We start from the raw sequence: 10093 nt of genomic DNA on the forward strand, positions 1-10093 counted from the left end.
ACCATGGACATGGTGTCAAGCGGGTACGCCTCGAGTGGCTGCTTGCGCCGATTGAGTTCTGGCTCGATCAAGGCAGCGTTGACCACCGGCGTCGACTGGTTTCCGATCAAAGCGCTGGTGAGCTTTTCGATGCTGAAAGGCGGTGTCAAACGCTCTCCAGCGTAGGCCTGTGGCTCAAACTTCGTGGGGGAGGGAATGGGTTTGACCGAAGGCTTGATGCTGTTTCGCTCGTTCTGCATCCAGACCTGCAATTCATCCTGGCCAGACGAGGTGCAAGCTGACAAAACCAAAGCGAAGGCGACCAAAAATGAACAGCTCGTAAATCTTAGGGAAGTCACTGCTTTGCTCCCTGTGCTTTTTGCTGAAGTGCAATTTCTTCCTGATCCAGATAGCGGAAGGTTTTGGCGATGCAGTCCATCGTCAGAACGCCTTCGCGGCCTGCCACCGGCGTCAAGGACAGGTTGTTCAAGGTGACGATGCGCGACAGGTTCGCGATGTCTGCCGCGAACAATCCGATGTCGTGGTAAGTGCCCGTCACCCGCACCGTGATGGGCAATTCAGCGTAGTACTCCTTCACGCTGACCGCACCGGGGCGAAACAACTCGAATTGCAGACTTCGCCCCAGACCTGCCTGGTTGATGTCTGACAGCAAGGCATCCATTTCTGCTTTGCTGGGCAGTTGCTTCTCAAGCTGGGTGACGTATTGCTGCACTTGCTCCAGTTGCTTGCGAAGGGCATCGAGGTTGACCGCTTGGACTGCTTTCTTTTTGTAGTCGTCGCGAAGTTGCTGCTCTCGGGCTTTCTCGGCAATCAATTCCTCATCGGAATCTTTCAGCCAGGCAAACCACAAACCGGCAATGACTGCCAGGCACACCGCCACGAACAACAGGTTGCGCGGCAGACCCGGCCATTGCGAGGGGTCATTGGGATCAAGGCCCGTGAACTGGCTGCGAAGTTTGTCCTGGACTGCCTTGAAGTCCACGTTGATGCTGGGCGTTTTTGCCATGGTGCGTGCCCTGTGATCAGACTTTGCCTGCAGCGGCTGGGGCACCGGCCGGGGCCGCCCCAGCTTCAGCAGCAGGGCGTTTGAGTGAAACGCGAATGGAGAAGTTGAAGACGCGTCGCTGCTCTCGGCTGGCAAGAGCCACGCTGGAAGACACAATCTCGATCAAATCCGGCCGTCCGAGCCACTGGCTGTTGTTGGACAGGTTGCGCAACAGGTCAGACACCCGTTCCTGAGATTGCGCCACCCCATTCAGCAGCACACTCTGGTTCTCGTGCTTCATGGACCGCAGGTAGATGCCATCTGGCAACTGCGTGACCAACTCGTCCAACAAATGCACAGGAATGTTGCGGTCGCTCTGCAAATCCTCCACGGCGGTTTGCCTGGCGCGCAGGGATGCAATTTCCCTCTGCAAACCAGCGATGTCCTTGATCTCGGCATCGAGTCGGGTGATCTCGGCTTGCAAGAACGCGTTTCGTTCCTGCTGGGAAGCTATTTGTCCCTGGTACCACGTGAACACGGCACCACAAACGATGCCGCCCAACAACGCGGACAGGCCCAGCTGGGTAAAGAATTGTTCCTTCTGACGCTTTCGGGCCGCCTCTCTGTGAGGCAGCAGGTTGATCAAGATCATTGGTAGAACCTCCGCAGGGCCAACCCGGTTGACGTCAGGTACGAAGGTGCTTCTCGCGAAATCTTGCGTGCCTGAATGGAGGCTGCCATTTCCATGGCATCGAAGGGATTGATGACCATGCAGGCAAAAGACGTCTGGTGCGTGACGGCTTCTGTCAAACCGGGCAGTGCGGCACTGCCGCCAGCCAGCAGGATGTGATCAACCTTGTTGTAAGGCGTGCTGGTGAAGAAGAACTGCAACGCACGGCCAACCTCTTGTGCCATGCTTTCAATGAAGGGGTCCAGAACCGCCGCACGGTAGTCGTCGGGCAAATCACCTGAGCGCTTCTTGGCTTCTGCTTCGTCGGCAGAAAAGCCGTACTGCCGAACAATCAGTTGCGTGAGCTGTGCTCCGCCAAACGCCTGATCCCGCTCATACAGAACGTCGTCATTGCGCATGACCTGCATGCTGGTCGTCAGTGCGCCCACTTCAAAAAGCGCCACCAGCGAATCGATGCCTTGGTTGGGCAGCGTTTCAATGACCCGCCCCGCCGCCATGCGCGAAGCGTAGGACTCCACATCCATGACAACCGGCTTGAGCCCGGCCGCCTCGGCCAGGCCTTGCCGGTCCGACACTTTTTCCTTGCGCGACGCGGCGATCAAAACCTCCACATCCCCCACCGAATTGGCGCTGGGACCAATCACGCAAAAGTCCAGACTGACTTCGTCGAGTGAGAAGGGGATGTACTGGTTGGCTTCGGATTCGACCTGCGCCTCAAGCTCTTTGTCGGACAAGCCACCTGGCAGGATGATTTTTTTGGTGATCACCGCCGAAGCCGGCAGCGCCAACGCGACGTTCTTGGTCTTGCTGCCACTCTTGCGAACGACTCGCCGAACGGCTTCGGCCACCTCATCGAATTTCTCGATGTTGCCATCGGTGATCCAGCCACGCTCGAGCGGCTCCATGGCGCAACGCTCCAGCACCAGATCACCCGATCGGTTGCGGGACAGTTCAACCAGTTTGACGCTCGACGAGCTCACGTCAATGCCCAACAAGGGCGCCGGTTCCCGGCTGAATAACGATCCCAATGAGATCAAGGTGACCCCCAGATATGATGACGCCGCAGTGCGTCAGACTTAAGAATTCACTTGAATGCTAGCAGCGAGACCTTTGTCCAGCAAAGAAATTTTGCCTTTGAGACAAGTCGAAACGTTGTCAAAACCATACGTGTTCCCGCTTCGCTGTCGACCCTTTGACGGGGCTTTGATCTTCGACATGTACAACGACTCACAATATGTGGACCGCGCCAACCAGGGCCGCCAAGCGCCATTTTTATAATCAGGGTTTGAGGCCTTGATCGACCGCATGCCCAACCAAGATACCCCCACCCCTTCCACAACTTCCGAGCCAGTATCTGCGGGCCGCACAGCACTGATCTGGATGGGACGCTTGGTGGTGGCTGTGGCCGGACTGGCGGCTGCGGGTGTTGTAAGTGTGTTGATGGCCGTGGGCATCGCGTTGGCTGTGGCCTACCCGAACCTCCCCGATGTGACCGGTCTCGCCGATTACCGACCCAAGCTGCCGCTTCGTGTGTTGACCGCTGAAGGTCAGTTGATTGGTGAGTTTGGCGAAGAGCGCCGCAACCTGCTCACGATCAACGAGATCCCCGAGGTCATGAAGAACGCGGTGCTGGCCATTGAGGACGCGCGCTTCTTCGAACACAGTGGTGTGGACTACCGGGGCATGATTCGCGCCGCGTTGGCCAACCTGCGCCAGGCCAAGAGCCAGGGTGCTTCGACGATCACCATGCAGGTCGCGCGCAACGTGTACCTGTCTGCAGAGAAGAGCTACACGCGCAAGATCTACGAGGTGCTGCTGACGTTCAAGCTTGAGCACATGCTCACCAAGGAGCAGATCCTCGAGATCTACATGAACCAGATCTTCCTGGGACAGCGAGCCTATGGGTTCTCGTCGGCAGCCCAGATTTACTTCGGCAAGGCGCTCAAGGATGTGACTGTGGCCGAGGCGGCCATGCTGGCGGGATTGCCCCAAGCGCCTTCCGCCTACAACCCGATCCGCAATCCGCGACGAGCCCGTGCCCGCCAATTGCACATCATCGACCGCATGGTCGAGAACGGCTTCATCACGGCCGAGCAGGCCGAGGAGGCCAAGTCCGAGGAGTTGAAGCTGCGTCCAGTGGGCAGCGCCACCCAGGTTCATGCCGAGTTCGTGGCTGAAATGGTCCGGCAGTCCATCGTTTCGCAATACGGCGAAGAGGCCTACACGCGTGGACTGGTGGTCACGACCTCCCTCAAGCAAGCGGAGCAGCTGGCGGCCTACCGGGCTGTGCGCCAGGGCGTGCTGGATTACGAGCGTCGCCAGATCTACCGGGGACCGGAGTTGTTCATCGACCTGCCATCTGACAAAGCCGCGCTTGACGAAGCCGTGGACGATGCGCTCACGGAGCGCCCCGACAACGACGACCTGCTCTCTGCCGTCGTTCTGGAAGCAGGGCCCAAGCGTGTTGTTGCGGTCCGCCAGGACGGTGAGCCTTTCGAGATCACGGGCGAGGGTCTCAAACCGGTGCAATCCGGCTTGTCCGACAAGGCCGGGCCCAACATCAAGATTCGCCCCGGAGCGGTGATCCGGGTGGTGCAGACCAACAACAAGGCATGGCGCATCACGCAGTTGCCCGACGTTGAGTCGGCCTTTGTCGCCATGGACCCACGCACCGGCAAGGTGATTGCGTTGGTCGGTGGCTTCGATTTTCAGAAGAGCAAGTTCAACCACGTGACCCAGGCCTGGCGCCAACCCGGGTCCAGCTTCAAGCCTTTCATTTATTCGGCTGCGCTGGAAAAAGGGCTCACGCCCATGACCGTGGTCAACGACGCACCGCTGTTCTACAGCGCAGACGCGACCGGAGGCAAGCCGTGGGAGCCCAAGAACTACGACGGGCAGTTCGAGGGACCGATGTCGGTGCGCCGCGCACTGGCCAAGTCCAAAAACATGGTGTCGATCCGTGTGCTTCAGTTGGTCGGCACCCAAAGCGCTCAGCAGTGGGTGGGGCGTTTCGGTTTCGACATCGACAAACACCCGCCCTACCTCACCATGGCCCTCGGTGCGGGCTCGGTCACGCCCATGCAGATGGCGGTGGGTTACGGGGTGTTTGCCAACGGCGGCTACCGGGTGTCCCCGACGCTGATCACCCGGGTCGCCGATCACAAGGGCAAGGTGATTTACGAGGCGCCCGAGCCGACGCTCACCGAAAGCCAGCGCGCCATCGAACCGCGCAACGCTTTCATCATGAACAGCCTGCTGCAGGAAATCACCCGAACGGGCACAGCGGCGAGGGCACAGGCCACCCTGAAGCGAACCGATGTGTTTGGCAAAACCGGCACCACCAACGATTCCGTCGACGCGTGGTTCGTGGGCTACCAGCCCACGCTGGTGGCGGCCGCCTGGGTGGGCTACGACACGCCGCGCAACCTGGGCAGTCGGGAAACAGGTGGTGGTTTGAGCTTGCCGATCTGGATTTCCTTCATGTCACAGGCGCTCAAAGACGTGCCTGTGGCGTCATACGCACCTCCGCCCGGCGTGATCAACGTCGGCGGTGAGTGGTACTTCGAGGAGTTTGGTCCAGGCAACGGCGTTCATGGCCTGGGCTTGCAAGATCCCTGGCCCGGCGCGGCCCCCGTCGCAATCGATCCAACCGTTTCGCAGCCCGCACCGACACCCATACCGCCGGTTGAAGACCGGCGCGGCATCCTCGATCTGTTCAGGAACTGAAGCTCAGCGCCTGACCGGATTGTTCAGAGGCGAATCGGGAGAGGTGGGCGAAAAACTCACCCTGGCCTTTGGTGTCCATCCAGGCCACTCCATCGTGGCGGTAGTGAAAACCGCCGGCGCGGGCGGCCAACCAGACTTCCTGCAACGGTTTTTGCAGGTTGACGATGATCTGGCTGCCGTTGGCAAACGTCATCGTGATCATGCCGCCCACGCGCTGGTTGTCGACATCCGCGTCGGTTTGATCGTTGATGCGATCGCAGGCCAGTTCAATCGACCTCAGCAGCGATTCCGCCAGGTCTTGGTACTCGGTGTCGGTCATTACAATGGGTGCATGTTGAGAACGACACGCATTCTAGGCCGCGCCCCTTCAAACACCCGGGTTGTGGGCATGGTGCTGAGCCTGTTGTTGCTGTCGGCTTGTGGTCAAAAGGGGCCTCTGTACCTGCCCACGTCAAACACAACGCCAGCCAACGCAAACACCACCCAGAACGCACCGCTGCCCAACGCGCCTGCACCGCGCTGAACCACGACACCGGCTCTGCTGCCGGCAGGTGCGCTACCTCCAACCGATTCCCAGCACCAGCATGACCACCCTGCCCGGCCAGCCGCCCATGAACCTGCCCCCCTTCATTTCGCACCAGGCGGGCGAGCTCGTGATGGAAGGCGTGTCCCTACAACAGCTGGCCAAACAACACGGAACGCCGCTGTTCGTCTACAGCCGCGCCGCCATGCTGGACGCGCTGGCCGCCTACCAGCGCGGGCTGGCTGGGCGATCGCACCAGATCTGCTACGCCATGAAAGCCAACTCCACGCTGGGCATCCTGCAGACGCTGGTGCGCGCGGGTTGTGGGCTCGACATCGTCTCGGGTGGCGAACTTGAACGCGCGCTGGCTGCGGGCGTCGACCCAGCCAAGGTGATTTTCTCGGGCGTGGGCAAGACGCGTACCGAAATGAAGCGCGCGCTGGAAGTGGGCATCGGCTGCTTCAACGTGGAGAGCCGCGCCGAGCTGGACGTGCTTGACGAGGTGGCGCGCAGCATGGGACAACGAGCGCCGGTGAGCGTGCGCGTGAACCCCAACGTGGACGCGCAAACCCACCCCTACATTTCCACCGGCCTCAAGGGCAACAAGTTCGGCATCGCACACGAAGACGTGGTGGATACCTACCGGCACGCCGCTGCGTGCGCTGGCCTGCGCGTGGTCGGCATCGACTGCCACATCGGCTCGCAGATCACGCAGACCGGGCCTTACCTCGACGCCATGGACCGGGTGCTCGATCTGGTGCAGAGCATCGAGGCTGCGGGCGTGCCGATCGAGCACATCGATTTCGGTGGTGGACTGGGCATCGACTACCACGGCGACACGCCACCGCAAGCCGATGCCTTGTGGCAGCAACTGTTGCAGCGCCTGGACGAACGCGGCTTTGGCGACCGCAAGATCGTCATCGAACCCGGTCGCTCGCTGGTGGGCAACGCGGGCGTGTGCCTCACCGAAGTGCTTTACCAGAAGCCAGGCGAACAAAAGAATTTCCTGATCGTGGACGCGGCCATGAACGACCTGCCGCGCCCCGCCATGTACCAGGCCTTCCACCGCATCGTGGAGGTGATCCCTCGCGCCGATGCGCCCACCACCTGGGACGTGGTGGGACCGGTGTGCGAAAGCGGCGACTGGCTGGGTCGCGACCGCACATTGGCTGCGCAGACGGGTGATCTGCTGGCGGTGCTCTCGGCGGGTGCTTACTGCATGAGCATGGCCAGCAACTACAACACGCGAGGTCGGGCGGCCGAGCTGCTGGTGGATGGCAACACCGCCACGCTCATCAGGGCACGCGAATCGGCGGCCGATCAACTGCGCCTGGAAACCTTGCTGCCGCCGGCCTGAGCTGTTGTTTCAGACGGCGCGCGGTTTTGACAGCCGCCGCCAGAGGCGCCAGCCCAGCAACACTGCGAACAGCGCCGCGTACACCGCGACTTCGGCAAAGTCGTTTTTGCCGCTGCGCATCCAGAAAAAGTGCAGCACGGCCAGGCCAGCGATGGCGTACACCGCGCGGTGCAGCATCTGCCAGCGCTTTGCGCCCATGGCACGGATGGCGCGGTTGAACGAGGTGGCGGCCAGCGCCAGCAAGAGCAGCCAGCCCAGAAAGCCCACCAGGATGAACGGGCGCTTGATCACGTCGTCCACGATGCCCGGTACGCTGAATTCCATGTCGAACCACGCGTAGGCCAGCAGGTGCATGCAGGCGTAGAAAAACACAAACAGCCCCACCATGCGGCGCAGCCGCGCCAGCGCCACCCAGCCGGTCACCGTGCGCAGCGGCGTGATGGCCAGCACCAGCACGAGGAAGCGGATGGTCCAGTCGCCCAGCGAGCGGATCAAGGCCTCGGCCGGGTTGGCGCCGAGCTGGTTGGCAAACGCCGCCCAGACCAGCCAGGCCAGCGGCAGCAAGGCCAGCACAAACCCCATGGGCTTCGCCGCGCGGTGACCGAGCCAGCGGTTGATGCGCGAGCCCGCCGGGCGCGATCCGGCCGGCAGCCCTGGCGCGCGGATGGCTTCCATCAGAAGAACTTGCGCAGGTCCATGCCCGCGTAGAGCTGACCCACCTGCGGCTCGTAGCCATTGAACATCTGCGTCTGGCGGCGCTTGGCGAACAGGCCACCCTCCTCGCCGATGCGTCGCTCGGTCGCCTGACTCCAGCGCGGGTGGGACACCTGCGGGTTCACGTTCGAATAGAAACCGTACTCCTGCGGCGCCGCGCGGTTCCACGCTGTGCGCGGTTCCTTGTCGGTGAAGCGGATCTTGACGATCGACTTGCCGCTCTTGAAACCGTACTTCCACGGCACCACCAAGCGCACCGGCGCACCGTTCTGGTTGGGCAACACCTCGCCGTACATGCCGAAGGTCAGCAGTGTGAGCGGGTGCATGGCTTCGTCCAGCCGCAGACCTTCTACGTACGGCCACTCCAACACGTTCGAATTCAAGCCAGGCATCTGCTTGTTGTCGGCCAGCGTCACAAACTCAACGAACTTCGCACTGCCCTGCGGCTGCACCTGTTTGATGAGTTCGGCCATCGAATAACCCACCCACGGCACCACCATCGACCAGCCTTCCACACAACGCAGGCGGTAAATGCGCTCTTCCATCGGGCTGAGCTTGAGCAAGGCGTCCAGGTCAAAGGTGCCGGGCTTGTTCACCAGGCCTTCCACCGCCACCGTCCAGGGCCGTGGCTTGAGCGACTTGGCATAGACCGCCGGGTCGGCCTTGTCGGTGCTGAACTCGTAGTAGTTGTTGTAGGTGCTGGCGTCGCTGTAGGGGGTGAGCTTCTCCACCGTGGTGGCACCAGGCACGGAAGACGCCTTGCCGGGGAGCGCAGAGAGCTTGCCCGGCTTGGGCGTCGGGCCGGCTGGTTGGGCCGTCGCTTCAGTCGCGATCAGCGAAACCGCACCTCCCACCGTCGCTGCGGTGAACGCGCTGCGCTGCAGCCACTGCCGGCGGTTCTGGTAGGCCGCCTTGGGCGTGATGTCGCTCGGGAAGGGGTGGTTGAAGCCGTCTTGGGCAGTGCGGATGAGCATGGGGCGGTCCTGACCTGTGCAACGCCCCGCGCAGAAGATGCCGCGCAGGACTTGCCGTGAGTCGTGGGACAGCCGCGATTCTTACAAAGTTCCGGGCCAGACCGCGCTGGCCTGCCCACTTGACCCCGCCGAAGGGATCAGAGTTCGCCGTAGCTGTGCAGGCCCGAGAGGAACATGTTCACGCCGAGAAACGCGAAGGTCGTGACCGCGAGACCCACCAGCGCCCACCAGGCCGCCACGGTGCCGCGCAGACCCTTCATGAGGCGCATGTGCAACCACGCCGCGTAGTTCAGCCAGACAATCAGCGCCCAGGTTTCCTTCGGGTCCCAGCTCCAGTAACCACCCCAGGCCTCGGCCGCCCACAGGGCGCCCAGCACGGTGGCGATGGTGAAGAAAGCGAAGCCCACGGCGATGGCTTTGTACATCACGTCGTCCAGCACCTCGAAGCTGGGCAGGCGCTCGGCGATGCGTTTGCGCCCGAACATGATGGTCGCCACGATGAGCGCCGACACGCCGAAGTAAACGAACCAGTAGCTGCCGCCCTTCTCGGCCGCCGACTGGCGGAACACGATGGGCTCCAGACACAGCACCAAACCCAGAATCCACAGCGGCGCGAGCTTGTACCAGCGGGTTTCGTTGGCGCTTTGTTTGATGAGGTATGCGAAGGCGAGCATGGCCGCGATGGCAAAGGTGCCGTAGCCGATGAAGTTGGCGGGCACGTGCAGCTTCATCCACCAGCTTTGCAGCGCGGGCACCAGTGGCTGGATTTCATGGGCTTCGCGAATCACGGTGTACCAGAGCAGGAAGCCCACAGCCGCACTCACCACCAGCATCACGAACGCGCCCATGCGTCGGGTTTTGTACTGGTCTTCGTAATACAGATAGAAAGCGGCGGTCATCCAGCAGAACAACACGAACACTTCGTAGAGGTTGCTCACCGGGATGTGGCCGATGTCCGGACCGATCTGATGGCTTTCGTACCAGCGCACCATGGTGCCGATGAGCGCCAACGTCACGGCCACCCAGGCCAGACGCGAGCCCAACAGCTCAAAGGTGTCACCGGCACGGGTGAACATGCCCATCCAGTAAAACGCGGTGCTCATGAAGAACAACATGCTCATCC

The 10093-nt window shown here is 61.7% G+C and carries 11 protein-coding genes; 3 read left to right on the forward strand and 8 right to left on the reverse strand.

The genetic code is table 11. The features are described 5' to 3' along the window. The 4 genes from ACN4F8_RS05955 to ACN4F8_RS05970 all read right to left on the reverse strand — a co-directional run. A partial coding sequence (locus ACN4F8_RS05955; protein ID WP_419472704.1) for a pilus assembly protein PilP occupies positions 1–305 on the reverse strand: 305 nt, incomplete at its 3' end. A 29-nt stretch (positions 306–334) separates the two neighbouring features. Further along, entirely contained in the window at positions 335–1006 is a 672-nt protein-coding gene (locus tag ACN4F8_RS05960; protein ID WP_419472705.1) for a type 4a pilus biogenesis protein PilO, read from the reverse strand. Positions 1007–1022: 16 nt separating this feature from the next. Further along, the gene (locus tag ACN4F8_RS05965) at positions 1023–1637 is read right to left on the reverse strand and encodes a PilN domain-containing protein (protein WP_419472706.1); all 615 of its coding nucleotides are present in this window, start codon (positions 1635–1637) and stop codon (positions 1023–1025) included. Further along, positions 1634–2713 carry a pilus assembly protein PilM gene (locus ACN4F8_RS05970; RefSeq protein ID WP_419472707.1) on the reverse strand — a complete coding sequence of 360 codons (1080 nt, stop codon included), beginning with the start codon at positions 2711–2713 and terminating at the stop codon, positions 1634–1636. The genes ACN4F8_RS05965 and ACN4F8_RS05970 overlap by 4 nt, the downstream gene beginning before the upstream one ends. Before the next feature lie 268 nt (positions 2714–2981). Between ACN4F8_RS05970 and ACN4F8_RS05975 the strand changes: the two genes are divergently transcribed. After that, entirely contained in the window at positions 2982–5402 is a 2421-nt protein-coding gene (locus ACN4F8_RS05975; RefSeq protein ID WP_419472708.1) for a penicillin-binding protein 1A, read from the forward strand. On the opposite strand, the gene cyaY is transcribed toward ACN4F8_RS05975, so the two are convergent. Continuing rightward, complete coding sequence (gene cyaY / locus ACN4F8_RS05980) at positions 5392–5721, reverse strand: iron donor protein CyaY (RefSeq protein ID WP_419472709.1); 330 nt, start codon at positions 5719–5721, stop codon at positions 5392–5394. The two genes, ACN4F8_RS05975 and cyaY, sit on opposite strands and share 11 nt — an antisense overlap. A gap of 69 nt (positions 5722–5790) precedes the next feature. Between cyaY and lptM the strand changes: the two genes are divergently transcribed. Both lptM and lysA read left to right on the forward strand, forming a co-directional pair. After that, the gene (gene lptM / locus ACN4F8_RS05985; protein ID WP_419472710.1) at positions 5791–5925 is read left to right on the forward strand and encodes an LPS translocon maturation chaperone LptM; all 135 of its coding nucleotides are present in this window, start codon (positions 5791–5793) and stop codon (positions 5923–5925) included. Positions 5926–5986: 61 nt separating this feature from the next. Beyond that, positions 5987–7282, forward strand: a complete 1296-nt coding sequence (lysA, locus tag ACN4F8_RS05990) for a diaminopimelate decarboxylase (RefSeq protein ID WP_419472711.1) — start codon at positions 5987–5989, stop codon at positions 7280–7282. 9 nt (positions 7283–7291) lie between these two features. Here the strand turns inward: lysA and ACN4F8_RS05995 are convergent, their stop codons facing one another. From ACN4F8_RS05995 to ccsB, 3 genes are all read right to left on the reverse strand, one after another. Next, complete coding sequence (locus ACN4F8_RS05995; protein ID WP_419472714.1) at positions 7292–7864, reverse strand: sulfite oxidase heme-binding subunit YedZ; 573 nt, start codon at positions 7862–7864, stop codon at positions 7292–7294. A 92-nt stretch (positions 7865–7956) separates the two neighbouring features. Beyond that, positions 7957–8970 carry a protein-methionine-sulfoxide reductase catalytic subunit MsrP gene (msrP, locus tag ACN4F8_RS06000; protein ID WP_419472712.1) on the reverse strand — a complete coding sequence of 338 codons (1014 nt, stop codon included), beginning with the start codon at positions 8968–8970 and terminating at the stop codon, positions 7957–7959. A 137-nt stretch (positions 8971–9107) separates the two neighbouring features. Next, positions 9108–10093, reverse strand: a 986-nt coding sequence (gene ccsB / locus ACN4F8_RS06005) for a c-type cytochrome biogenesis protein CcsB (RefSeq protein ID WP_419472713.1), incomplete at its 5' end; no start/stop codon positions are given.

It is taken from the genome of Hydrogenophaga sp. (genome assembly GCF_048549895.1).
Lineage (GTDB): Bacteria > Pseudomonadota > Gammaproteobacteria > Burkholderiales > Burkholderiaceae_C > Hydrogenophaga.